This window comes from Lentilactobacillus fungorum (assembly GCF_016860605.1).
Lineage (GTDB): Bacteria > Bacillota > Bacilli > Lactobacillales > Lactobacillaceae > Lentilactobacillus > Lentilactobacillus fungorum.
This window is the reverse complement of sequence record NZ_BNJR01000014.1, coordinates 13,331-35,758: the sequence shown is the minus strand read 5'-3', so window position 1 is coordinate 35,758 and position 22,428 is coordinate 13,331. Positions and strand designations below refer to the sequence as shown.

Here is a 22,428-nt window from a genome sequence, read left to right as displayed (position 1 = left end):
TGTCAATTAAGTTTAGTTGAGTGAAAGGCCGCCTGCATAATGAGCAGAATTGTTGTTAAAGATTTGTAAGCTGTAAGTTCCTTTAGCAACCTTTAAAGAACCAGTTGCAGAACCGGATGATGCGTTAATCGTTTTGCACAGTTTACCATCTTTGTAGATTTTGATTTGGACTGGCTTGCTGCTAGTGTTACCATCACTATCAAAGAGGTTAACAGCGTAGTTGATCGTTGAGTTATCTTGGGTTGCAGTGACAGAACTGTTATAACCTTTATTATAAGAAGCGTAAGTGTCTCCCGTCACACGGGTTGCCCGTTGTTTAAACTTCTTAGTAGTTGGGCTGTTAGTGGCTTTGCTGCTTTTAGTTGAGGCAGTTGCTTTTCGAGCAGTTTTATCGCTAGTATTGCCAGCTTTAGGCGTTTGAGTTTTATGAGTACTCAAATTAGTGGCCGTAGTGGTGTTAGTGGATTTAGCCGGCTGCTTCTTTTGAGTGGTTGCACTCGAATTGTCAACTACAGCAGAGCTAGTGGATTTAGCTGGCTGCTTCTTTTGAGTGGTTGCACTCGAATTGTCAACTACAGCAGAGCTAGTGGATTTAGCCGGCTGCTTCTTTTGAGTGGTTGTACTTGAATTGTTAACTACAGCAGAGCTAGTGGATGTAGCTGGCTGCGTTTTTGTGGCAGTTGCACTCGAATTGTTGACCGCAGCAGTGTTAGTGGATTTAGCTGGCTGCGTCTTTGTGGCAGTTGTATTCGAGTTGTTGACTACCGTGGTGTTAGTAGCCTTTGCCGGCTGCTTTTTTTCTGTGGTTAGACTCGAATTATTTGTTGTGATTGTAGTGCTTTTCTCATTCGAGCTTGTCTTTGAAGATGCCTGTGGGGTTGACGTTTGAGCTTTAGTCGAACTAGTGCCAGCCGCCTTTTCGCTAGTAGTTTGGCTGCTAGTTGAATTTGCTTTTGAGTCGGCTTTTCCTTGAGTACCTTTGGCAACGGCAGTTGTTTGGGCATTAGCAGAAGTTGTATCTGCGTTTGCGATCATTGTTGAAACTGAGGTGGTGCCTAACATTGCCAAAGCGGCACCTGAGGTTAGTACAAATTGTTTTAAATTCATAAGCATGATCTCCTTTTTATTTTAGTTAGTTTGATAGGTTAAAGTTTGAATTGTTCATGTAAGTTGTTCATGTAAGTGATTCAATCCGGATTGTTTTTTATTCAATTGTCGGTTAATTAGATCATTGGCATCTCCCCTTCGTTTTAGAATGACAGTAGAATATTCAATTCAGCTTAAGTCAAACTTAAATTGAACCGATTTGGGGATGATGTGAAAAGAGTTTATAAAAAACGCTAACATCCTTAAATGAACCTTCAGCGAAACTTAAAAAAGCCACCATCCGGCACAGGAGATGGTGGTTAAAAATCAATAGCGGATTAAATTGTGATGCCGGTTAAGCTTCATTAACCACTTATAATTTTGATTGATGAAATCCGTTCTCCAATTCGGCAATAGGCTTTTGAAAAACGCGTCGCAGTGGTGCAATCAACAAGAACGCAATCGCAAAACCACTTAAAACCAATAATGAGTGCCAAAAAACACTTGGAATTGGACCGGCAATTGCTTCACGGAATCCTTGAATGGCGTAGGTAAACGGTAGGTACGGCGCCAAAGCTGCCAAGTATGGCGGAATTGTTTCTAGTGGATAAATGCCACCGGTACCAAATAGTTGGATAATCATGAGTAGGACACTAATAACTTTACCAACATTGCCAAACATATACACCAAGGTATACATCATAATTGTAAAAACAATCGTGGCCGTATAAGCGGTGGCCAGCATTGCCAAAACGCTGACGGGTCGAATGCCCAGAATGAATAATTCTCCCAGCATGGTAAAAGTTGTTTGGGTGAGTGAAATTGACAAGTAAAGCAGCAGTTTACCTACGTACTTTTCAATGAGGTTAGCTCTTGGAAACCGTTCGTTCTTCTTTGATCGGTATTTCCAAGAGATGATGGTGGTGAGTAATAAAATGCCAATCCAAATGGAAAGGGTTGTGTAAAATGGCGTTACGCCATAGCCAAATTTGCTCATGTTGTAAAGGTCGGCTTGCTTTAACGTGATTGGCGACGATAATAAGTTAGCCGCTTGAGGATTCTCTGCCAATAGATTAATGAGATGATCGAGGTTCTTTTCGTTAATGAACTTTGTTTGATCATTTAAATCGTTTAGTTTGGCTTGAATGTCGGTTAGGCGACTGTGGATTTGCTTAACCCGAGAAATGGAAAGCTTGCTGATGGAAGTGCCGGCGTCCGCGAGAGCATTTAACTGGGGGATGAGGCTTCGCAGGGATTGGAGTACTTGGTCATCACCAGTCATGCCGGTCGTTAGGGTGTTATTAAGGTTATCTAAGTCTTGGTTCACGCTGTCGTTAAATGACGTATTCGCGGCATCAATATTTCTGCTCAATTGCGCGCTTGTCCGGGCAATTTTGGCCGCTAATTGGCTAAGTGTCTGTTTTGAGCTACCGGCGGCCGCTTTTGATTTAAGATTGGTGAGATTGCGTTGCTGCTGATGGACAGTTTTTTTAGCCTGGCTGATTGAGCGGACTAAAGAAGTGGTTCGATTGCTAGGAAAAATATTATTAATGATATCGGCTAGTCGCAAGGCGTTATTAAGGTGATCGAGAATGGTGTTCGTCACTGTTTGGGATTGAGCGATCTCAGTCTTGATTAATGAACTGGACGGATTAGCACTGCTGGCTCTTAAGTCTGAGGCTAAAGCAGACAGTTGTTGATTATCGGTTTGCAGGTCGGCTAATCCGTCTGCTAAATCATTTTTAGTGGCGGCTAAGGTTGTTTTGGTCGCACTGGTGAGTGATTTGCCGTGACTAACGACTTTTTGGAGGTCAGTAATTTGATTGGAAATTTTAGGAATATCATTTTTAACGGTTGAGAGATACTGCTGCATATCCTTTGAATCGTTGTTAATCTGGCCCAAATAGCCTTGCGTTTTCTTAATCGTTTTAATCGCGTCTAATAGCGAAGTGCGAATTTGGAGAATTTGGGGTTTATGAGTATTCAGCGTTTCGCCGGCTGTGTTCATTTCTTTAAGAGCGGCTTTACTGCTAATCTTAATAAAGTTGTCGCGGACTTGTTCGGTTAGTGAATCTTTTGCCTGACCCGTTATTTTGGTCGCGGCAGGGTTGAGCTTTTCGTTTGATTTATAGATAATATTTGGTTTTTGAGGATTAGTGGTCGTTAAGGTGCTAAGTTTGCTGGAAAAGTCGTTGGGAATTTCAATTAATGCGTAATACTTGCCTTGATCCAAACCGTTATTTCCTTGCCAGCTATTGGTAATGACCCAATGAATATCTTTGCTTTGTTTAAGTTGAGTGACAATTTGTTTGCCGACATCGATTGAACGGCCATTAATGCGGCTTCCCTGATCGCCATTAACAACGGCGATCGGCAGTCGACTGGTGTTAGCCTTAGAATAAGGATCCCAGGAGGCCTTGATATTTGGAATCGCATAAATTGCTGGAATTAGGCAAAAAGCCAGCAGGGTGATCCACACCGGCCGGCTATGAAAAATGCTACGTAAATCTCGTTTGAATAAAGTAAATATTGTTCTCATAGAAAGAATTGATCCTCATTAATTCAGCCGATCAAGCAATCCTTGAGCCAATGCGAACACTTTGTCATTCAGGTTATGAATAGCGACTACTTTTGGATAGAGTCGATTGATTCCCTGACTAAATAGGTAGTTAAGTTCTTGGCCGTCTGACTTGATCATTTGAAAGATTTCGTTTAGCTTGGCGATATCAGCGTCGTTTGGAATGGTTGACTTGAAGAGATCGAGTTGGTTGAGTAAGTCGACCAACGTATTTGTTTTCGTCATTGATTCTAGGATCGTAATAATTTGGTTACGATTATTAATTGATAACGTATCGATCAGCCCAATGATTTGATTAATCTGTTGGCGCCGTTTGCTAACGTTAATCATTCTTACTAAATGACCGCGCCAAATCCACCCCTTTACCTTGCCGTTACCGTTCTTGATATAATAATAAACGGCTTTGTTGCCATTTGCACGGGTAATGTTGGCAGAACGATAGGTGTAAAAAGTGGTGAGTGGATAATTATCCGCGTTATGAACTTTCTTGGTTAACTTAGCTGAACTGTATAGGTAACCGCTAGTTGCTCGGTAGGAATCTTTGGTCAAAGTTTTGGTACTCGTAACTTTAGCAGGCTTAGCTTTAGCAGCCGCGGTTATTGACTGAGATAAGCCAATGCCAAAAATGACGACTAGGTTCGTGATTAATAAGTTGATTAGTGAACGTTTCAATTGTAAGATCTCCTTAGAAGTAAGTGAGTGAAGCAAAGCAGTAAGCATTAGTGTGTAAGTCTCTGCTGACGGGAGTTACGGTTACACGCAGATTTCTGCTTTACACAGCTGTTTAAAAATTATTAGTTAACTATTGTTAATGATTAATGGACGCGTTATTATCAGTATAATGCATTTCTATCGAGAAAAAAACCGATTTACAAAATTTTGGAGTATAAATTATGGTTAAGAACATCAAGCTTATTTATCAACGCGACTTAAAATCAATCTTCAAATATAAAGCGGCTTTACTCACAATTACTGCGCTTTGTGTGTTGCCCTGCCTATATACGTTAATTAACGTCAAAGCCCTTTGGAACCCCTACAATTCACAGGAAGTCAGTCGAATTCCTGTGGCGGTTGTGAATCAGGATACGGGTTCAACTTTACAGGGCAAGCAAATGAACTTTGGCGACCAGATTGTTAAGAATATGAAGCACAATCACCAAATTGGTTGGCGGTTTGTTAGCGAAAAGACTGCCAAAACCCGGTTACGGAATGGCCAATACTATGCAGAAGTTAAAATTCCAAGTGACTTCTCAACCAAGCTGGCTAGCATCACATCCGCCAATCCACAAAAGGCTCAAATCAATTATATCGCAAACACGAAAGCAAGTCCGATGGGGGATAAAATTACCGAAACGGCTGCCAAGACACTGGTTAGCACGGTTAAAAAGCAATTTGTGTATCAAATTAACGCAACAATCTTTTCCTATTTGAATATCGCCGGAAAAAAAGCTGGCAGTAAGCAAGCTGAAATTTTAAACCTTAAAGATTTAATTATCTCATTGGGCGACAGCATGGAATTGGCAACCAGCTCGCTTGGAGATATCAGTCAAGCGTCAAATGGGTTGGCAATGGTGTTTTCGGAATTAAAACCAGTCATTTCAGCTTCACAAAATGTGAACGTTGCCGGCGTTCTTGGAACTACTAATGATGAGTTGATTAAGGAGATGAACCGTTCAATCAACCAATCCTTTAATCGCGTTGACAACAACTTAACAAGCGTTCAAAGGAATGCCAAACAACTCGCGGTTTTATCCAAGCAGCTGAGTCAGCTAAATGAGGCTAATAATCGTGGCCAAGTTAGCCGAATAGCCAATCAGATTGAAACACAAATTAAGTTAATCCGCGGCCAATTGACGCCGTTGATTTCATATTTACAGACGGCTAATCAGGCACACCATACTGGGACAATTACGAGTTTGATTAATGAGCTTAAGAAAACCCAACAGCTTTTAGATGAGCAGCAAAAAGAAGTCACGACATTAAAAAACAATCTCAATTCAGGGAATCGAACAATCGCCGGTTTGCAACAGCGGCTTGCCAATAACGCTTATTCAACTAGCTCCAAGTTGGCCGATTCAGTGAACCGCTATCACAATCAAGCACGCAGTGACCTTGATGGCATTGAGCAGAACTTGCTGGCAACGACTAATCGGACTTCGGGAATTTTAAGCGATCTTAATCAAATTCGCAATTTGAATGAAAAATCATTGGATACCGTTATCCATGGTAATCAATTGATCGGAGATACCACTGGTCAGTTAGAAAGCCGGTTGTTGCAATATAAGGATATTATTTTGACTGCCAGCAATCAGTTGAAGTTAACTTCGGATAATAACATTGCCGACATCATCAGCGTTTTGCAGAACAATCCAAAGTTAATGGGCAATGCTTTGGCGGAACCCTTTAACGTGAAAGACGAAAATATTTATCCGGTTAGCACGTTTGGTTCAGCGTTTTCGCCAACCTACATGGCACTGTCGATTTGGGTGGGCTGCGCGATGTTGGTGGCGGTTCTTCACACAAGTCTGCCTAAATATCATCGGTTTGCCAAGTTAAAGCCTAAAGAAGAGTATCTTGGCAAAATGTTAATCTTTAACACGCTGTCCATGATTCAAACGATTATCATTATTCTATCAACGGTATTTATTCTCCACGTCCACGTGGAAAGCCTGTTTCTCATGTTAATGGTGGGGGTGGTGACGTCACTGACGTTCTCGGTGATCGTCTACACAATGGCTTCGGTGTTTGGCAACTTGGGAAAGGCGTTGGCGGTTATGATGGTTGCCGTGCAGTTAGCTGGTAGTGGTGCCATGTATCCGGTTCAGTTAAACCCACTGATTTTTAGACTGATGCAACCGATTTTTCCGTTCTCATATAGCGTCAGTGGCTTTCGTGAAGCCATTGGTGGCCCTAATATAGGCACGGTAACCGTTGACTTCTTCGTCTTAGGCTGCATGTTAATAATGGCGCTGTTAGTTGGACTATTTTTGAAAGCGTCGTTGAAGCGGGTAACTGATAGATTATTGAATGATTTTGTCAAGTCAGGAATTGGGCAATGAGGTGATAACTTGCGCCATTAGAAGTAAAGTTTCTGGCCAGTTATGCCTATCACTACAACTTAACGTTTCACTCATTTTTTAATAGAAGCTGCAACGGCTGCCGTGTAGCGGCTGGCCCGCTTGACAGCCAGCTCAAAATTTAACGCAAAATACCAACCAGGATTGCCGCCTGGTTGGTATTTTGCGTTAACTCTGGGATCAAAATGCCGTATGTCCCAGTCCTGACTTCTCACCCTACTTTTACTTAAACGATTCTTTAATTCCGCTCAGTCTGCCTCGGCACTCATCAGCGCTTTGAGATGCTTTCTTCTTACTTGACGAGGTAAAAAGCTTCTGATGTCATCTTCACTAAAGCCAACTTGGAGCTGTTGGTCATTAAACAAAAGTGGCCGGCGGATCAATTCTGGATGTTTAACCATGAGATCAATTAGTTGTGAGACGGTCAATTCATCCCAATTAACCTTTAACTGATGGTAGGTGTTGCACCGGGTAGAAATGAGATCCATTGTGCCATTTTCCGTTAAACGAAGAAGTTTCTTAATCTCATCGGCGCCAAGTGGCCTGCGGGCAAGGTTCCGTTCTTTGAATTCGATACCATGATCAATTAACCATTTACGAGCTAGACGACTTGAAGAGCTGCTGGGTGCTACTATTAAATTCAACATAGAACCATCTCCCTTGCAAACCCCGACGATAATTTTGAACTAATGAAGTTTATCACTAACTCCATCCCCAACTGTATCTTATCATAGATATAAGAAATATCAAATATAGACCAATTTGTAATCATTTTAATAACCAAGTGGCACAAGGGATTGGCCAGGTTAAATGTTTTGCTCAAAATTTAACAATTTCATAATAATTACTGACAAAAAGTGGGATTTTGGTAATCATTACTTTTCTAAATGATTCTAAAATGACCGTCTAAAACGAGCAAACAAGGATAAATAATTAGCTGGTAGAAAAAATTGACCAGAGAATACCTCAAATAATTGACTGATTTTTTCGCAAAAAGCCTAACAGAATTAGGCTTTGAGGTGGGATTGAGTTACTGGAAAGGAATGTACTTAAAGCTAATTAGTGCAAGAATTAGGAGTGGTAAAGATGTTTGACCAAAATGATGGGCAAACGAACCACAGGTATAGGTAACTTAGCGTTACGTAATCAGATTGTGAATAAATAACAATCATAAAAAACGTTCAAATCAGCTTATTGGATTCGAACGTCTTTCAATGATTGTTTAATTACTGAGCAGCTTCTAAAACGGAATGGGTCTCCTGCCAAATTGTTTTCGCAATTTTAGCGTGGTTCATCGTATACAAATGGATGCCATCCACACCTTGGGAAACTAAATCGATGATTTGATCAACCGCAAAGGCGATACCGGCATCTCGCATTGCGGCTTTATTGTCCTGATAACGATCCATGATTGCCCGAAATTTCTTTGGTAGCGGAACGCCAGAAATCTGAGTGATTCGCGCAATTTGATTCCGATTGGTGCAAGGCATAATTCCTGCTTCGATTGGCACGTTGATGCCGGCAATCTCAGTTTTTTCTTTAAAATCATAAAAGGCTTGGTTATCAAAGAAGAGTTGGGTGATTAAGTGGTCAACGCCCGCGTCAACCTTGTGCTTTAAGTGACCGATATCGTCAACGAAGTCCACCGCTTCTGTATGGCAGTTTGGATAACACGCGCTGGCGATGCTAAAGTTAGGACGTTGCTGTTTAATAAAAGCAACTAACTCATCGGCATGATTAAAGTCACCAACTGGCTCTTTGCCAGGAATATGATCCCCGCGTAAAGCCAAAACATCATTGACGTTGATCGATGCCAACCGGTCTAACAGCTCTAAAACTTGCTGCTTCGTTTGATATAGGCCCGGGACGTGAGCAACAGCTGGGATATGCAGTTGATTTTGAATTAAGTCAGCAATGGCAACCGTGCCATCACAATGATCAGTGCCACCTGCGCCTAAAGTAACGGAAATAAAATCCGGATGAATTTCTTGTAGCTGTTCTAAAGTTGGCAGGATTGCTTCTGTAGGTGACGTCTTTTTAGGTGGAAATACTTCCAGCGAGAAAACCGTTTTTTGCTTAAACAACGCTGTTAGGCTCATGGATGACACTCCTAACTTTTTTAGTTGCATCGACGATATTTCTTAAACTGGCGAAGGCTTCATCTTCAGAGCGTGTCTTCAAGCCACAATCTGGGTTGATCCAGATTTTTTCAACTGGTAATTTTGTGACAAGTTGCTTAATTAAATCTTCAACTTCAGATTCAGATGGCACCCGTGGTGAATGAATGTCATAAACGCCAGGGCCCACTTCTGTTTGAAAATGGGCTGCGACCAACTGATCGATCAAGGTAAAATCAGCTCTGGAAGCTTCAAATGAGATGACATCGGCATCCAATGCATCAATCGCCTTAATGATATCGCCAAATTCGCTGTAACACATATGAGTATGAATTTGCGTGGTTGGCTGAACCTTACTATGGACTAGCCTGAATGCTGGGACTGCCCAATCTAGATATTCAGTGTACCAATTGGATTTACGTAATGGTAAATTCTCCCGCAAGGCTGGTTCGTCAATTTGGATAATCTTGATATCATGCTTTTCCAGGTCAAGGACTTCATCTTGCAGTGCCAACGCAATTTGAGTCACCGATTCTTTGGGGGTAACGTCTTCTCGTGGGAATGACCAGTTAAAAATCGTTACTGGGCCAGTCAACATCCCCTTAACCGGCTTGTCAGTTAAGTTTTTGGCAAACACAGAAGCCTTAACCGTAATTGGGGCAGTTCGGCTGATGTCGCCCCAAATAATTGGCGGTTTAACGCCCCTGGTACCGTATGATTGAACCCAGCCATTTTGGGTGAAGACAAAACCGGCTAATTTTTCACCAAAGTATTCCACCATGTCGTTTCGTTCATATTCACCGTGAACCAGTACGTCTAGGCCAATTTCTTCTTGAATCTTAATGATCCGGCGAATTTTGTCTTCATTAAATCGATCATAAGCCTCTTTAGTAATTTCACCGCGCCGAAGTTTAGCCCGGTTTTGACGAACATCCTTAGTTTGTGGGAAAGAACCAATCGTGGTCGTTGGCAGGATTGGCAAATCAAATTCCTGTTTTTGAATCTTCTCCCGTTCATCACGGGCAGGCTGTCGCGTATAATCAGCTTCATCTAAGCTGGCGATTCGATCATGGACGGCTTGATTGTAAGGATGCTTAACGTTTTTAAAGAGTGCGTCATTTTTAGCCAACGCTGCTTCACCGGCTGTTTCATTGTGATAAATGTGATCCAGTTCGGTAATTTCGGCCAGCTTTTCAATTGCAAAGGCCAAATGCTGTTTGACGTCTGATGGCAGTTGGGTTTCATCTGCGGCACTATATGGGACGTGCAATAATGAAGCAGAACTGCTCAAAACAACTTTTGCTTGGGTGTTTAAGTTAGTTAAGAAGTCGATGGTCTTGGTGTAGTGATTTCGCCAAATGTTTTTGCCATTAACAACGCCAGCAAATAAAACCTTGTCGGCTGGAAAGCCATTTTGTTTAATTAAGTCAGCGTTATAGCGACCCTCAACAAAGTCAAGGCCAATCCCATCAAAGTCAAGGTTAGTGACGTCGTTATAAATATCGCGAATATCACCAAAATAGTTTTGCAATAGAACTTTAAGGGATCCTTTGGCGGCTAAAATTGGCTGATATAGGCTGTCAAACAGAGCCTTTTCTGCGGCATCGACGTCAAAGCTAAGGGCTGGTTCATCAATTTGGATCCATTTAACGCCTTGGTCTGCTAGTCGCTGGAGAATTGTTGAATAAGCACTAACTAGTTTGTCAACAAAATCCCTTGGTTTGGCGCCATCAATAAAGCGGCTTAGTTTTAGCAAAGTGTAAGGGCCAATAATCACTGCCTTGACATTGATGCCCAATTTCAGGGCTTCTTCAACTTCATCAAATAGTTTATGACCAACGAGTCGAATATCTGTATCCTTTGAAAATTCGGGGACGATATAGTGATAGTTGGTGTTAAACCATTTCTTCATCGGGAGGGCTTTGACAGTTTCTGGTCCCTGTTGAAAACCTCTGGCCTGAGCAAAATATTCATCAAGTGGCGATAGATGGAGTTGCCGGTAGCGCTCAGGAACGATGTTCAGTAAATTAGCCGTATCTAAAACCCCGTCGAAAAATGAAAAGTCACCGGCTGGAATTAAGTCAATGCCAGCCTTTTTTTGAGCTTGCCAATGGTTCTGCCTAATTTGGGCAGCCGTTTTCAAAAGCTCGGCTTGGTCAATCTTTTTCTTCCAATAGTGTTCAGTTGCAAATTTTAATTCCCGATGATGCCCAATACGTGGAAATCCAATGATGGTAGTTGTCATATGAAGCCCTCCTATTAAAATAAAGTGAGCGGAGCCAGGCGTTTAGAAAGCGGAGCGTAAGTCTCCTCTAACAGAAATTCCCGGTTCTGGAATTTTTGTTAGAGGTGCTTACGTGTAGCTTTCTGCCTGGCGGAGCTGTCCTAGAATCAGTGAGCGGAGCAAAGCGCCTAAAAGTCGGAGTAGAAGTCTCCTTCAACGGAAATTCCCGGGTTTGGAATTTTTGTTGAAGGTGCTTATGCGCAGACTTTTGCTTTGCGCAGCTGTCCTAGCTACAAATTATTTTAATGTTAGTTCAAAAACTTAATATGAAGGGCGAAGTTGAGTTGACCGACATGTTTTAGTCAACAACGTTGCGGTTAAATGGATCATCAGAGATGCCCTTTGCCAGGATATCCTTGCTCCATTCTTTGGCTGAGAACAATGAGTGGTCACGATAGTTACCGCAACTGTACTTGTCGGTTCCTTGAACGTCTTTCCATTCGATGTCATTAGCGATTTCTTCGAGTGAACCCTTTAATGCCTTGGCAACCTCTGTCGTACTGTGCTTACCCCAAGTAATCAAATGGAATCCAGTTCGGCAACCGAATGGTGAGCAGTCAATCACACCATCGAGTCGATCGCGAAGCAAACCAGCTAATAGGTGTTCAATCGTGTGAAGCCCAGCAGTTGGGATTGCGTTAGTATTTGGTTGTACCAACCGCAAATCGTAGTTAGAAATGACATCACCCTTCTGGCCAGTTTCTTCTGTAATCAAACGAACGTAGGGGGCTTTAACCTTTGTGTGATCTAATGTAAAACTTTCAACTTTTGCCATAATATATCCAATCTCCTTAAAAATATTTGATACAGTATCATTTTAACGCGAGCTTGAAATCAGAAAAACCCTCCAAGATACTTTTGGATAAATAAAAAAACATTCGCCCCTTACATCAAAAACTGACCTAAGGGGCGAATGTTTCGCTGTACCACCCTGAATTCATATTATCCTCGCGAATAATACCTCTGAAAGTACCATCTTGATACTCGGCGATGTAACGGTCGCACCCGACAATTCAAGCGTTAACTTGAACGCGGCTAATCAGAGTTCATGTTCACCAACATTGCAGCGATCCTTTCACATCAACCGGACTCTCTTGACGCGTATTAGTTGGCTACTCTTCTCTTCAGAGCTTTGCTTTTTTGAACTAGCATTAAAATTTAATGATAATACTAGTCGCTGTTCTAATCTTTGTCAAGGCTTTTGAAGAATACAATTTGAAATTGCATTTTGTAGTGGGCTCACGTATAATTATCGCTGATGAAAAGGTGAGCGCGCCAGCTATTATTTTGCGCCGCCGGTCTAATTTGTCCTTTAAATAGTCCAGAGAGTCTGTCAAGGAAGCCATTAATGAACATGTTGTTGAACTGTCCTATCCTCCTGTTGGAGTGGGGCAGTTTTTTTTATGGGGTTAGTCTTGTTTGGTAAGGCTCAATAAGAATTTATGATTTTTGCTTTGTAAAATTGACTTCAATTACTTTTTTACCAGGGGTGCCGACAATTCTGGCAGGGTTGCCCACGGCAGTTGCCTTTGGCGGCACGTCTGCTAAAACGATAGCGCCCGCGCCAACCTTGCTGAAAGCGCCAATTGTGATGTTACCTAGAATTTGCGCATTGGCACCAATGAAGGCACCGTGTTCAACCCGTGGGTGCCGGATGCCGCCAGCCAATTTGCGGGCGCCTAAAGTGACACCGTGCAAAATGGTGACGTCATCTTCAACGATGGCAGTTGCGCCAATAACGACACCGATGCCGTGGTCAATGAAAACCCGCTTGCCAATCTGAGCTTCAGGGGCAATCGAGATGCCGGTTACATGGGCAGCGTGCTGACTGATCAAACTAGCAAGTGTAAAGAAGCGTCGCATTACTAAGAAGTGGGCGATTCGATACCAGAATAAAGCTCGGAGCCCCGGATAAGTGAGAATCACCTCCAATAAGTTATGGGCTGCCGGATCACGCTTGAGGATGGACCGAGCTGTTTGAAACATTCTGAGTACTCCTTTGCAAAGCTGCAAATCCAGCTTCCAAGTCGGCGATCAAATCTTTTTTGTCTTCAACGCCGACAGATAGCCGAATGAGTTCATCTTGAATGCCGGTCTTAAGCCGAGTTGCCCGTGGAATTGATCCGTGGGTCATAACTGCCGGAATTTCAATCAAGCTTTCCAGCGCACCAAGGCTTTCAGCTAAGGTAATGACTTGGAGATGTTCGACAAATGCTTTGGGGTCGAGGCCAGGTTGAAGCTCAAAGGAAATCATCGCGCCAAAACCATGCATTTGTTTTTTAGCGATTTCATAATCAGGATTATCGGGATCACCTGGATAGTAAATTTTGCTGACAAGCGGTTGGTGATTCAAGTAGTTAAAGATTGCCTCGGCGTTCGCCAAATGAGCCCGCATTCTAAGTGAAAGGGTCTTCATGCCCCTTTGAAGCAGCCAACTTTCTTGAGGCGCTAGAATACCGCCAATTGCGTTTTGAAGGTAGCCAATTTTATCGCCCAGTGTCTCATCTTTTGTAACGACTAGCCCAGCGATAACATCGCTATGGCCACCTAAATATTTAGAAGCACTGTGCAAGACAATGTCGACACCAAGTTCCAGAGGACGTTGGACGAATGGTGATGAGAAGGTATTATCAATGATGCTGAGCAAACCGTGATCCTTAGCAATTTGAGCGACGGCTGCAATATCGGTCACCTTCAGCAAGGGATTGGTGGGCGTTTCTAGATAGATGGCTTTGGTGGCGGGGGTAATGGCTGCGGCTACCGCATCCAGGTCACGGGTATCAACGATCGTAAACGTCATTCCAAACCGTTTTAAAACGGCATCAATTAATCTAAAGGTTCCCCCATAGACGTCGTTGCCGACAATAAAATGATCGCCAGCAGAAAAGAGGGAAAATACGGTATCGATTGCCGCTGAGCCAGATGCAAAGGCAAAGCCGCGGGTGCCGTCTTCAAGATCAGCAATTAACTTTTCGACTGCTTCTCGGGTCGGGTTGCCAGATCTCGAGTATTCGTATTGATTTTCACCGATCTTTTTTTGGTGAAACGTTGAAGCCATGTAGATGGGAATTGAAGTTGCCCCAGTTGCTGCGTCTTCACTAATGCCGCCATGTAATAATTTTGTGTCAAATTCCATAATTGATTACCTCGCTTTGATTTAAATGGATTGTGGTTGGTGGAAGGGTGAGTTTGCTTGGAATTCTAAACGCTTTGCTCCGCTCACTGATTTTAGGACAGCTCCGCAAAGCAGAAAGCTCCGTGTAAGCACCTCTGGGAAAAATTCCAAACCCGGGAATTTCCCCCAGAGGAGCCTTACACTCCGCTTTCTAACCGCTTTGCTTCGCTCACTCGTAGATATGCTCGCTCATATAACGTTCGCTGCTGTCTGGGAAAATGGTCACGATTTGGCTGTTTTCCGGTAAGGTTTCAGCAACTTGTAGACTGGCGGCCAAGGCTGCGCCACTTGAGCTGCCGATAAATAACCCCTGGGTAGCCGCCATTTGTTTGACTTGGGCAAACGCAGCCTCGTCTGAAATGGTGAGAGTCTGGTCGATGGTTACATTTTTGAAGAATGGCGGGACAAATTCAACGCCAATTCCTTCTGTTCGATGCGGGTGAGCCGGCCCGCCGTTTAGAATCGAGCCTTCTGGTTCAACCACAATGGCCTTGGTGGCCGGGTTTTGCTCTTTAAGATATTGCGTGACGCCGGCGAAAGTACCACCACTGCCTGCCCCGGCAACAAAGGCTGTGATTGGCGCATCTAAATCCGCAAGCAGTTCCGGCGCCAGGGTATGGTAATAAGTGGCTGGGTTGGCTGGATTTTCAAACTGCATGGGAACGTAACTATCAGTAATTTCTTTAGCCAATTCCCTAGCTTTAGCGATAGCGCCTTTGATTCCCAGTTCACTTGGTGTATTAATTAAGCGGGCACCCAGCGCTTTCATTAACTGCTGTTTTTCAAAACTAAATTTTTCTGGAACGACTAAAATGGTTGGTAAATGGTGCTGTTGAGCGGCCAAAGCAACACCAATCCCCGTATTGCCTGCGGTTGGTTCGATGATGGTTGTTTGGTTACCAATCTTGTGTTTTTTGATGCCATCTTCGATAAGGTACTGGCCAAGTCGATCTTTAACGCTGCCGCCAGGATTAAACATTTCCAACTTGGCATAAATGTGGCTGTGATGGGGTACGTCAATCTGTAAGTCGATAAGTGGTGTGTGGCCGATAAGTTCAGAAACTGAATTGATTAACATGGATTCATCCTCTTTTAAGTGAAATTAAGATAGAAAAAGGGTGCGAAAACTCATCAGAATTTTCGCACCCTTCGCTTAGCTCATGCCTGGTATAAATTGAACCTTTAAGGTCTTATGCCTCAAATGTCAATGCATGCAAACAGGCCGAACATCGCCAAAAGTGCGTTGTTCGACAACAGTTGTTGATCGCATTAAACATCAATTGAGTCATAAAGACACCTCCGAAATTTGTTGACCACAGAATACTGGAGAATACGTCATTTGTCAACTAAAAAATGATTTAATTATTAAAAAATGCTCAGATAAGTTCTGCAAAATGCCTTTTTAAAGATCTTGAAGAATCGTTATACGTTAGTTTCTTGACAACGCATTTAATTGCAATCGGTTTCTAAAGAACGTTGACAAACTCTAATATTTTACTCATAATTATCGGCAAGTGCCAAGTAAGTACGGTTAGGACAGCTGCGCCAAGCAGAAAGCTGCACCTAAGTCAACTTGCCCAAAAATCCAAGCCCGGGATTTCCGGCCAAGTTAACTTATGCTCCGCTTTCTAACAACTTTGCTTCGCTCACTATTAGGACAGCTGCGCCAAGCAGAAAGCTACACATAAGCACCTCTAACACAAATTCCAAACCCGGGAATTTATGTTAGAGGAGACTTATGCTCCGCTTTCTAAGCGCCTGGCTTCGCTCACTGATTCTAGGACAGCTGCGCAAAGCAGGGATCTGCGCGTAAGCACCTTTGCGAAAAATTCCAAGCCCGGGAATTTCCCGCAAAGGAGACTTACACTCCGATCCCTAACCGCTTTGCTCCGCTCACTGATTTTAGGACAGCTGCGCAAAGTAGAAACTTCCGCATAAAACATCTTGTCCAAAAATCCAAGCCCGGGATTTCCGGCCAAGCTGCCTTATGCTCCAGTTTCTAGTCGCTTTGCTCCGCTCACTATTAATTTAAGAAGAAGGTTGAAAACAAGATGTCAGTAAATATTCATGAATTATCATTACCAGATGGCCACGTTGTGTCCGATCCTGATATGATCAATCAGCTTAGTAACGATCGGTTTACTGAAGCAATTGAAGAAAGTAACGCTCCTTTAGCGGTGATTCAAGCCGAAAGCGTGGCCGATGTTCAAGCAGCGGTTAAGTTCGCTAATCAAAACAAGGTTCCAGTTACCGCTAGAGGTGCTGGCACCTCAATTGTTAATGGTTCAGCTGCCGAAAAGGATGGTTTAATCATCGATTTGACCAAATTGAATAAGATTCTTGAGATTAATATTCCAAACCAATATGCAGTTGTCCAAGCAGGCGTTTTGAATTCTGATCTCGATGAAGAGGTTAGAAAACAAGGATATTTCTTTTCACCGGATCCTGGCTCAAAGCGAATCAGTTCGGTTGGCGGCAATATTGCAACGAATGCTGGTGGGATGAGTTCGTTAAAGTACGGAACAACTAAGCAGTCCGTCGTGGGCCTTCAAGTGGTGTTAGCTGATGGCCGATTAGTCGAGCTTGGCGGCAAAACGTTTAAGAATAACGCCCCTTATGATTTGACAGATTTGTTTGTTGGCTCAGAAGGAACCTTGGGCATTATCACAGCCGCTACGGTCAAATTACTGCCAATTCCATTTGGTAATCCGGTAACTGGTTTGGCAACCTTTGCTAACATGAAACAATTAAGCGTTGGCGTTCAAAATATCTCGGGTAGCGGCCTTTACCCATCGATGATGGAAGCGCTCAATAAAACCTCCATCGAAGCCTTGGATAATTTGGAAAAATCCGATCTGGGTAAAGGTGGGGCGGAATCGTTGCTCATTTTTCAGTTGGACGTTGCGCCAGCTGGAGCCGTCGATGCATTGAAACAAATTCTTAAAAAATCCGGTGCATTGCAAGTTAACGTCACTGATGATCCAGATTATGCTAAACGCATTATTAAAATCCGCCAAGATTATTATCAGGCCGAAGCAGCGTATGGCCGATTAATTGTCGAAGATGTTGCCGTTCCACTGTCTAAGCTGCCTGATCTAGCTGATTTTGTGGAAAATTTGACGTTCACGTCAAAGGTCACGGCCTTCTTGGGCGGACATGCTGGTGATGGCAATTTTCACCCAAACTTTGCGGTCTCAAAAGAATATGCGGAAACGCCAGCAGATGTTAACGAGGCGATTAATAAGATTTTCAAATATGTCCAGTCGATTGGCGGTACCATTTCCGCTGAACACGGAATTGGTGATTTGAAGTATCAATGGGTCTTGCCACAATTAGGCAAAGACGTTGTGGACTTGCAGCGTCGGGTAAAGCAGGCCTTTGATCCGAATAATATTTTGAATCCTGGTAGAAAAGTTTAAGTAAATTTCATAAACGTTTTTGAAACCAAAAAGAAGCCTGGCGGCAAAATACCGTCAAGCTTCTTTTCTTCGTTACTTGGTAAGGTATAACTGTCTTAATCGATGAATTTTTGCGACGGATAGACCCATGGCATCGTTTAAGTAGTGATTCATTGATCCGTAATGGCGGTTTATTGCGCGGTAAGCTGCATTTAGGTAACTCGTTTTGGCTTCTCTTGCCCGTTTGAAGTTGGCTAAAGCTCGGCGATTATGAGTTGCGCGCTTTAGTTGCTGAAATTCTTGATGGACTACGGGCTTCAGCGCCGCATTAGACTTTAAGTAGTTAGCGATAATTGTCTTTTTGGGAACTCCTAAGCTTACTAAAATCAGCATGGTTGCAATTCCGGTTCGATCCTTTCCGTAGGTGCAATGATAAAGCAACGCGTCATGATGCTGTTTTAATAACTGAATCATTAGTTGGCGATACGCATGGATGCAGTGCTTATCGATAACCATCCTTTGGTAAAAGGTCAACATGTTAGTTGTTCGTTGGTTTGCTAATTGGTTTGCGTAAGTTCTAACGGTGTGCACACCAAATTTTGAGTTGGCCATCACGCTATCAACCCGGTAGTGAACGCCTTTTAGCCTATTATCTTTAGCACGGTTGATTTCCCCAATGGAACGAAAATCGAAAACCGTTCGCAAACCAATTTGATACGTTAGTTTCCACCTATCGTGGTTAGTCAGTTTGGCTAAGGCATCTGAGCGAATTAGTCGGTTCTTTTTAATTTTTAGCCCATTTTTAGTCCTGATGCCGCCCAAGTCTTGCGTGTTGTAGGTTCCGGAGAGCTGAATGGTTGATCCAGTTGGTGTTGTGCTGGCGTTTGTGGAAACTGATGCCCAACTCAAGCCTGTCATGGCGACTATTAAAAGCGACACTAATTGTTTCCATCGGCTCATTATGATCCCTTCAATTACTTAATATTCAGTCCAATTTTAGCCTTCATTGTCAAAATACGTTTGACGGCACTGTTGATGTGTTTAACAGAAACTTGTTTTTTAACAACAGCTCGATGCAATTGTTTGATGCCGCGCTTATAGTCGCTGGTAAGTAAAACATCGTTGCCAGCTTTGAACGCGGCAACGTCTCGATAGACATGGTGGGAAACCGCATAGTTGCCAACTGCTTGCATTTGCAGACTGTCTGAAACGATAACACCCTTAAAATGAAGCTGGTTTCTAAGCAAGTTGATATCTTTTCTGGATAAGGAAGCGGGTTTATGAGGATCGACTTTTTTCAAGATAATATGGGTGACCATGACCGAGTCAACGCCGCTGTTAATGCCGGCTTTAAATGGCCGGAAATCTTTTGTCTCAAACGTTTTAAGTGAACGGTTGACGCCTGCTGATCCAGTGTGAGTATCTGCCGCAGAACCGTATCCCGGAAAATGCTTGAGGGTGGCAGCAACATGTTGGTTTTGGATAGCTGGCACGCTGGCAGCAATGTATTTAGAAGTTTTTTGATAGCCCTTGCCAATAGTTCGGTCATATATAAAGCTGTTGTGATGCTTGGACACGTCAGCTACTGGGGCAAAATCCCAATTAATCCCTAAACGGTGCAATTGTTTTGCTTGGTAGCGATACATTGATAACACTTCTTTCATACCGCCGCGATGGAGTGCCTGTTGGGGCGAGAGATAATAACTGTGGCCCGAAATGCGCTTGTTGGCACTCAATCGGGAAACGGAGCCGCCTTCTTGATCGGTTGAAATCGTGAGTGGAATTTTGGCACTGCTTTGATAATTTTTCAAGCGGTGCTTAAACGAAGATCGCGTGCCGACAAAGTTATTGCCCATCAAAATGATACCGCCCAAATGGTAGGCCTTGATATCATGCCGAGTGGCGGCTTGGTTGTTCGAGACTGCGGTTACAAACAACTGGCCGATCTTTTCGTTGAGGGTCATGTGTTTGATCTGGTTATCAATCTTTTGTTCCGTCGTTGATTGGTGATGGGTACCTGAAGCGATTGTTTCGGTAGTTGGCCAAGGAGTAGCAAATCCAAGCACGCAAGAAACTGCAGTAAGGGCCGTAAATGACGTGACATGTTTGATATAGTTGTTCACAAGCAATAATCTCCTTAAACATATAATAATATCAATAACACGATCATAATAATTATATGACAAAACCGTTTGTGTGAGCAGTAGTATTGCAAATTAAATATATTGAACGACAGTTCCGGGCAATGAACTCAGCGGATTATTGACAAATGGCGACTAAGGCCAAAAAGGCAATCGTTATTGAAAAGGAAGGGGGACGTAAAAATCCAATTAAGCTTCCTCTAGACGCTAAATTGCGTTGCGAAATCAAAAAAATATAAAATAATTAGTGTCGCCATGATAAGCGCTTTCTTTGTTTATAAGTAAGCGACTTTCTTTTTATTTCGGTTAAAAACTAAGTTAGGTTACCCTAATTTGAGGATTTACATTAGTTGAAATTATGATAGGATAAATTTGAACCAAAAATGAGGAGGTACACTGATGCCAACAGAAAAGCAACCAAAGAAGCAGCATTTGATTCATTATGCAAATGGTCCTTCTTTGGAAGAGATTAACGGAACGATTGAGGTTCCAAAGGGACATGGATTTTGGAAAACTTTGTTTATGTATTCAGGACCGGGTGCGCTAGTAGCGGTTGGATACATGGATCCCGGAAACTGGTCAACTTCAATTACAGGTGGTCAAAATTTTGAGTACTTGTTAATGTCTGTTATCTTAATGTCGAGTTTAATTGCTATGTTACTGCAGTATATGGCGGCTAAACTGGGCATTGTGTCTCAGATGGATTTGGCTCAGGCAATCCGGGCACGAACCAGTAAGTCACTTGGCTATGTTTTATGGATCTTAACTGAGTTAGCGATTATGGCAACTGATATTGCGGAAGTTATCGGTGCAGCGATTGCGCTTTACCTATTATTCCATATTCCACTTGTCTACGCTGTATTCATTACGGTATTTGATGTTTTGCTATTGCTATTATTGACTAAAGTTGGTTTTCGAAAGATTGAAGCAATTGTTGTTTGCCTGATCTTAGTCATCTTATTTGTTTTCGTTTATGAAGTTGCTTTGTCAGAACCAAATATTGCTGATATGTTAAAGGGATTAATTCCGACTGGTCAAACCTTCTCAAGTGCAGATCATGTTAATGGTGATACACCATTGACTGGTGCTTTAGGAATTATTGGTGCGACGGTTATGCCGCATAATTTGTACTTGCATTCCGCTATTTCACAAACTCGGAAAGTGGATCATAACGATCAAGAAGATGTCGCTCGAACTGTTCGGTTTGCAACATGGGATTCCAACATTCAATTATCGTGTGCTTGGGTGATTAACTCACTGCTCTTAATTATGGGAGTTGCAGTCTTCAAGACTGGCGCTGTTAAGGATCCGTCGTTCTTCGGTTTGTTTGACGCTTTATCAAACACTTCTATGTTGAGTAACGGAATTTTGATTGCTGTTGCTAAGTCAGGCATCTTGTCGATCCTATTTGCCGTTGCCTTGCTGGCTTCAGGTCAAAATTCAACCATTACGGGTACCTTAACTGGCCAAGTTATTATGGAAGGCTTCATTCACATGAAAATGCCATTATGGCTTCGTCGTTTAGTAACTCGATTGATTTCAGTAATTCCTGTTTTGATTTGTGTTGCCATGACAAGTGGCGAATCACCAATTAGGCAACATGAGGCGCTCAACACGTTAATGAACAACTCACAGGTCTTCTTGGCTTTTGCCTTGCCATTTTCAATGTTGCCGTTGTTAATGATGACTGATAATTCAAAAGAAATGGGCGATCGTTTCAAGAACACGCTGTGGGTCAAGATTCTTGGTTGGATTTCAGTTTTAAGCTTGACCTTCCTAAATATGAAAGGTTTACCAGATAATATCACGAGTTTCTTTGGAGCTAACCCTTCTGCCAGCACGGTTTCATTAGCTCATGGAATCGCTTATGGTATCATTGTGGCGATTGTTTTGCTTCTCTTATGGACAATTTATGATTTGTATCAAAGCCGTGATAAGATGCCAAAACGCTTTGAGACAACTGAAGAATATTATGATGAAAGTAAGAACCCAGAAGAGTAAAATAGTCATGAGAGGAGCATTATAAAAGATGGACAAAAATGATATGCCACATACTAAGTTTAAACGCATTTTAGTCGGTGTCGATGATTCACCCGATGCCCAGTTAGCGTTTCGCTATGCAATTTCAGAAGCCCGACTTTCTGGTGCTTCATTAGTCATTGCTTCAATCCTTGAACACGAAGAAATGAATGTTTATCAAGTACTTAACAAGGACTATGTCCACGGTGAACGCAAAGAATTGGTTCAACATTTAAGTGAGTACCGTAATTTGGCCTTAAGGGCTGGGGTTAAGCAAGTAGACACAGTTGTTGAAGAAGGTGACCCAGGAGAAACAATCGTTAAGACGATTATTCCGGCTGTTAAAGCTGACCTATTGATCGTTGGCTCGTTATCTAAGACTGGTGTTCGAAAGTACTTTGGATCTCAAGCTGCTTATATGGCAAAATACGCGCCAATCTCTGTGATGGTTGTGCGTTAATTACTCGATTATTTCCATTGTTATAAACTTAAAGAGCTAAGTGCAATCATTGTGCTGGCTTTTTTTTTAGGACAGCTGCGCAAAACAGAAACT

General features: G+C 42.6%; 16 protein-coding genes. 4 read left to right on the top strand and 12 right to left on the bottom strand.

Features of this window, described 5'->3' with window-relative positions; all coding sequences use genetic code 11:
• Positions 1-12: 12 nt before the first annotated feature.
• From YK48G_RS07710 to YK48G_RS07700, 3 genes are all read right to left on the bottom strand, one after another.
• Complete coding sequence (locus YK48G_RS07710) at positions 13-1,107, bottom strand: hypothetical protein (protein WP_203630150.1); 1,095 nt, start codon at positions 1,105-1,107, stop codon at positions 13-15.
• A gap of 352 nt (positions 1,108-1,459) precedes the next feature.
• Positions 1,460-3,625 (bottom strand): YhgE/Pip domain-containing protein, encoded by a 2,166-nt coding sequence (locus YK48G_RS07705; RefSeq protein WP_203630149.1) that lies wholly within the window; start codon positions 3,623-3,625, stop codon positions 1,460-1,462.
• Positions 3,626-3,643: 18 nt separating this feature from the next.
• Entirely contained in the window at positions 3,644-4,336 is a 693-nt protein-coding gene (locus YK48G_RS07700) for a D-alanyl-D-alanine carboxypeptidase (protein WP_203630148.1), read from the bottom strand.
• A gap of 221 nt (positions 4,337-4,557) precedes the next feature.
• Between YK48G_RS07700 and YK48G_RS07695 the strand changes: the two genes are divergently transcribed.
• Positions 4,558-6,723, top strand: coding sequence for a YhgE/Pip domain-containing protein (locus tag YK48G_RS07695; RefSeq protein WP_203630147.1), 2,166 nt, complete (start codon positions 4,558-4,560; stop codon positions 6,721-6,723).
• A gap of 266 nt (positions 6,724-6,989) precedes the next feature.
• Here YK48G_RS07695 and YK48G_RS07690 read toward each other — a convergent pair whose 3' ends face one another.
• The 7 genes from YK48G_RS07690 to YK48G_RS07660 all read right to left on the bottom strand — a co-directional run bounded on the left by YK48G_RS07690 (position 6,990) and on the right by YK48G_RS07660 (position 15,395).
• Positions 6,990-7,388: a Spx/MgsR family RNA polymerase-binding regulatory protein gene (locus YK48G_RS07690; protein WP_203630146.1), complete on the bottom strand. Its 399-nt coding sequence runs from the start codon at positions 7,386-7,388 to the stop codon at positions 6,990-6,992.
• 579 nt (positions 7,389-7,967) lie between these two features.
• Positions 7,968-8,840, bottom strand: coding sequence for a methylenetetrahydrofolate reductase [NAD(P)H] (metF, locus tag YK48G_RS07685; protein ID WP_203630145.1), 873 nt, complete (start codon positions 8,838-8,840; stop codon positions 7,968-7,970).
• Entirely contained in the window at positions 8,818-11,103 is a 2,286-nt protein-coding gene (gene metE / locus YK48G_RS07680; protein WP_203630144.1) for a 5-methyltetrahydropteroyltriglutamate--homocysteine S-methyltransferase, read from the bottom strand. The genes metF and metE overlap by 23 nt, the downstream gene beginning before the upstream one ends.
• Positions 11,104-11,440: 337 nt before the next feature.
• Positions 11,441-11,917: an S-ribosylhomocysteine lyase gene (locus YK48G_RS07675; RefSeq protein WP_203630143.1), complete on the bottom strand. Its 477-nt coding sequence runs from the start codon at positions 11,915-11,917 to the stop codon at positions 11,441-11,443.
• 665 nt (positions 11,918-12,582) lie between these two features.
• Positions 12,583-13,128 carry a serine O-acetyltransferase EpsC gene (gene epsC, locus YK48G_RS07670; protein WP_203630142.1) on the bottom strand — a complete coding sequence of 182 codons (546 nt, stop codon included), beginning with the start codon at positions 13,126-13,128 and terminating at the stop codon, positions 12,583-12,585.
• A complete protein-coding gene (locus tag YK48G_RS07665) occupies positions 13,094-14,278 on the bottom strand; it encodes a trans-sulfuration enzyme family protein (protein ID WP_203630141.1) in 1,185 nt (394 codons plus the stop codon). Before YK48G_RS07665 ends, epsC begins: the two co-directional genes overlap by 35 nt.
• A 208-nt stretch (positions 14,279-14,486) precedes the next feature.
• Positions 14,487-15,395, bottom strand: coding sequence for a PLP-dependent cysteine synthase family protein (locus YK48G_RS07660; RefSeq protein ID WP_203630140.1), 909 nt, complete (start codon positions 15,393-15,395; stop codon positions 14,487-14,489).
• Positions 15,396-16,368: 973 nt separating this feature from the next.
• Here YK48G_RS07660 and YK48G_RS07655 point away from each other — a divergent pair.
• A complete protein-coding gene (locus tag YK48G_RS07655; RefSeq protein ID WP_203630139.1) occupies positions 16,369-17,736 on the top strand; it encodes an FAD-binding oxidoreductase in 1,368 nt (455 codons plus the stop codon).
• 72 nt (positions 17,737-17,808) lie between these two features.
• On the opposite strand, the gene YK48G_RS07650 is transcribed toward YK48G_RS07655, so the two are convergent.
• Together YK48G_RS07650 and YK48G_RS07645 are read right to left on the bottom strand one after the other, a co-directional pair.
• On the bottom strand, positions 17,809-18,675 hold the full coding sequence (locus YK48G_RS07650) for a tyrosine-protein phosphatase (RefSeq protein ID WP_203630138.1): 867 nt from the start codon (positions 18,673-18,675) through the stop codon (positions 17,809-17,811).
• A 14-nt stretch (positions 18,676-18,689) separates the two neighbouring features.
• On the bottom strand, positions 18,690-19,838 hold the full coding sequence (locus YK48G_RS07645) for a glycoside hydrolase family 3 protein (RefSeq protein ID WP_203630137.1): 1,149 nt from the start codon (positions 19,836-19,838) through the stop codon (positions 18,690-18,692).
• A 417-nt stretch (positions 19,839-20,255) separates the two neighbouring features.
• Between YK48G_RS07645 and YK48G_RS07640 the strand changes: the two genes are divergently transcribed.
• On the top strand, positions 20,256-21,857 hold the full coding sequence (locus YK48G_RS07640) for an Nramp family divalent metal transporter (RefSeq protein ID WP_203630136.1): 1,602 nt from the start codon (positions 20,256-20,258) through the stop codon (positions 21,855-21,857).
• Positions 21,858-21,885: 28 nt separating this feature from the next.
• The gene (locus YK48G_RS07635) at positions 21,886-22,335 is read left to right on the top strand and encodes a universal stress protein (protein ID WP_203630135.1); all 450 of its coding nucleotides are present in this window, start codon (positions 21,886-21,888) and stop codon (positions 22,333-22,335) included.
• Positions 22,336-22,428: the final 93 nt, after the last annotated feature.

Excerpts from the sequence above, each read along its gene's own strand:
- YK48G_RS07660 (WP_203630140.1), bottom strand. The coding sequence starts at position 15,395 with ATGTTAATCAATTCAGTTTCTGAACTTATCGGCCACACACCACTTATC.
- YK48G_RS07635 (WP_203630135.1), top strand. The coding sequence starts at position 21,886 with ATGGACAAAAATGATATGCCACATACTAAGTTTAAACGCATTTTAGTC.
- metF (WP_203630145.1), bottom strand. The coding sequence starts at position 8,840 with ATGAGCCTAACAGCGTTGTTTAAGCAAAAAACGGTTTTCTCGCTGGAA.
- YK48G_RS07650 (WP_203630138.1), bottom strand. The coding sequence starts at position 18,675 with ATGAGCCGATGGAAACAATTAGTGTCGCTTTTAATAGTCGCCATGACA.
- YK48G_RS07675 (WP_203630143.1), bottom strand. The coding sequence starts at position 11,917 with ATGGCAAAAGTTGAAAGTTTTACATTAGATCACACAAAGGTTAAAGCC.
- YK48G_RS07690 (WP_203630146.1), bottom strand. The coding sequence starts at position 7,388 with ATGTTGAATTTAATAGTAGCACCCAGCAGCTCTTCAAGTCGTCTAGCT.
- YK48G_RS07655 (WP_203630139.1), top strand. The coding sequence starts at position 16,369 with ATGTCAGTAAATATTCATGAATTATCATTACCAGATGGCCACGTTGTG.
- metE (WP_203630144.1), bottom strand. The coding sequence starts at position 11,103 with ATGACAACTACCATCATTGGATTTCCACGTATTGGGCATCATCGGGAA.
- YK48G_RS07695 (WP_203630147.1), top strand. The coding sequence starts at position 4,558 with ATGGTTAAGAACATCAAGCTTATTTATCAACGCGACTTAAAATCAATC.
- YK48G_RS07710 (WP_203630150.1), bottom strand. The coding sequence starts at position 1,107 with ATGAATTTAAAACAATTTGTACTAACCTCAGGTGCCGCTTTGGCAATG.
- YK48G_RS07640 (WP_203630136.1), top strand. The coding sequence starts at position 20,256 with ATGCCAACAGAAAAGCAACCAAAGAAGCAGCATTTGATTCATTATGCA.
- YK48G_RS07705 (WP_203630149.1), bottom strand. The coding sequence starts at position 3,625 with ATGAGAACAATATTTACTTTATTCAAACGAGATTTACGTAGCATTTTT.
- epsC (WP_203630142.1), bottom strand. The coding sequence starts at position 13,128 with ATGTTTCAAACAGCTCGGTCCATCCTCAAGCGTGATCCGGCAGCCCAT.
- YK48G_RS07665 (WP_203630141.1), bottom strand. The coding sequence starts at position 14,278 with ATGGAATTTGACACAAAATTATTACATGGCGGCATTAGTGAAGACGCA.